Raw genomic sequence first — 2,227 nt, forward strand, 5'->3', positions numbered from 1 at the left:
CTCGGCGACGGCGGCGAACGGCGCCAGCGCGTCGCCGCCGGGCGCGCGGTGCTCGACCACGTCCTCCCACCAGCGCTCCGCGTCGTCGTGCCCGGCCGCCTCGGCGAGCAGCGCCAGCGGGTCGGCGACCGGCTCGGCGCCGTCCTCCTCGGCAGTGTCCCCCTCGGCGCTCTCCTCGGCGGCCGTCTCCGGGGCGGCGTCCTCCTCCGGGGCCGGCGCGAAGCCGTACCCGGCGGGCAGGTCGATGAAGCGGACCGGCAGGTCGTGCTCCACGGCGTGCCGGATCGCCACCCACTCCGGGGAGAACTCGGCATACGGCCAGAAGGCGGCCTTCGCCGGGTCGTCCACCGCGTGGGCGAGCAGGGCCACCGGCGGGACCAGGTCCTTCTCGGCGGCCAGGTGGACGATCCCGTCGGCCTCCGGCGGGCCCTCGATCAGCACCGCGTCCGGCCGCCACTGCGCCAGCGCGGCGGCCACCGCCCGGGCCGAGCCGGGGCCGTGGTGGCGGATGCCCAGCAGGGCGACCTCGGAGGTCGTCATACCGTCACCTCGCGGGCGGCGCGGTAGAAGTCCTTCCAGCCGTCGCGCTCGCGCACCACCCCTTCGACGTACTCGCGCCAGACCGCCTGGTCCGCCACCGGGTCGCGGACGACGGCGCCGAGGATCCCGGCCGTCACGTCCCCGGCGCGCAGCACGCCGTCGCCGAAGTGGGTGGCCAGAGCGAGTCCGTTGGTCACCACCGAGATCGCCTCGGCGGTGGAGAGGGTGCCGCTCGGGGTCTTGACCTTCGTCCGGCCGTCCACCGTGATCCCGGCCCGCAGCTCGCGGAAGACGGTGACCACGCGCCTGATCTCCTCGGCGCCGCCGGGCAGTTCGGGCAGCTCCAGGGAGCGGCCGAGCTGGTTGACCCGGCGGGTGACGATGTCGACCTCCTCGTCCAGCGAGCCCGGCAGCGGCAGCACCACGGTGTTGAAGCGGCGGCGCAGCGCGCTGGACAGCTCGTTGACGCCACGGTCACGGTCGTTGGCGGTGGCGATCACGTTGAAGCCGCGCACCGCCTGCGTCTCGGAGCCCAGCTCCGGCACCGGAAGGGTCTTCTCGGACAGGATGGTGATCAGGCTGTCCTGCACGTCGGCCGGGATGCGGGTGAGCTCCTCGACCCGGGCGATCCTGCCGTCGGCCATCGCCCGCATCAGCGGCGAGGGCACCAGGGCGTCCCGGCTGGGCCCGTGGGTGAGCAGCTGGGCGTAGTTCCAGCCGTACCGGACGGCCTCCTCGGGGGTGCCGGCGGTGCCCTGCACCAGCATCGTGGAGTCGCCGCTGATCGCCGCGGCCAGGTGCTCGGACACCCAGGTCTTCGCGGTGCCCGGCACGCCGAGCAGCAGCAGCGCGCGGTCCGTCGCCAGGGTCGTCACGGCGACCTCGACGACCCGGCGCGGACCGATGTACTTGGGGGTGATCCGGGTGCCGTCGGGCAGTTCGCCGCCGAGCAGGTACGTCGCCACGGCCCACGGCGAGAGCTTCCAGCGCTCGGGGCGCGGACGGTCGTCCTGCGCGGCCAGCGCGGCCAGTTCACCGGCGAAGGCGTCCTCGGCGTGCTGCCGCAGAACGTCGGTCATGGGGGCTCCTTCGGGTCGGCCGCCGGGCACACGGGTGCCCTGGGCGGCAGGGTGATCGGGGGGAGCCAGGTCGGCGTCCCGGCCTGTGGGAACCACCCTGCACCGGGCCACTGACATCGGCAGCCGACCCGGCGGGGGCTGCGGACGGACCGTCAGCCGCTGTCAGTGCCGCCGCCTACGGTCGGTCGCATGGAGGAACGCTGGAGCACCGAACACGTCCTGTCCCTGGCACCTGACGCCGCCTCGCAGAAGGCGGCGGGCAAGCTCTCCGCGCCCGCGCCGTGGTCCGGCACCGGCACCGACGGCACCGCGCTCTGGGGCGAGTGCAAGGGCAGCGGCCGCACGCCGTACCGCACCGCGATCGAACTCGCCACGCCCGCCTACCAGTGCAGCTGCCCCAGCCGGAAGTTCCCGTGCAAGCACGCGCTCGGGCTCCTCCTGCTGTGGAGCGGATCCCCGGAGGCCGTCCCGGCCGGCGAACCCGCCGACTGGGTGGCCGAGTGGCTCAAGTCCCGCCAGGAGCGCGCGGAGAAGCGCGTGGAGAAGCAGGCCGACCCGGAGGCCGCCCGCCGCCGGGCCGCCCAGCGCGGCGCCCGGGTCGCGGCCGG

The 2,227-nt window shown here is 75.2% G+C and carries 3 protein-coding genes; 1 reads left to right on the forward strand and 2 read right to left on the reverse strand.

From position 1 onward, the window contains the following. Window positions 1-540: DUF5682 family protein (locus tag KS423_RS43890; RefSeq protein ID WP_224285278.1), on the reverse strand; the 540-nt coding region annotated here is incomplete at its 3' end. Continuing rightward, window positions 537-1,619 (reverse strand): AAA family ATPase, encoded by a 1,083-nt coding sequence (locus tag KS423_RS43895; protein WP_224285279.1) that lies wholly within the window; start codon window positions 1,617-1,619, stop codon window positions 537-539. The genes KS423_RS43895 and KS423_RS43890, both read right to left, overlap by 4 nt. Window positions 1,620-1,808: 189 nt before the next feature. Here KS423_RS43895 and KS423_RS43900 point away from each other — a divergent pair. After that, window positions 1,809-2,227: SWIM zinc finger family protein (locus tag KS423_RS43900; protein WP_224285280.1), on the forward strand; the 419-nt coding region annotated here is incomplete at its 3' end.

Source organism: Streptomyces sp. LS1784, assembly GCF_020103755.1.
Classification (GTDB): domain Bacteria; phylum Actinomycetota; class Actinomycetes; order Streptomycetales; family Streptomycetaceae; genus Kitasatospora.

What these genes read in the sequence shown, in the direction of transcription:
- KS423_RS43895 (WP_224285279.1), bottom strand. Translation starts at nt 1,619, where the DNA reads ATGACCGACGTTCTGCGGCAGCACGCCGAGGACGCCTTCGCCGGTGAA.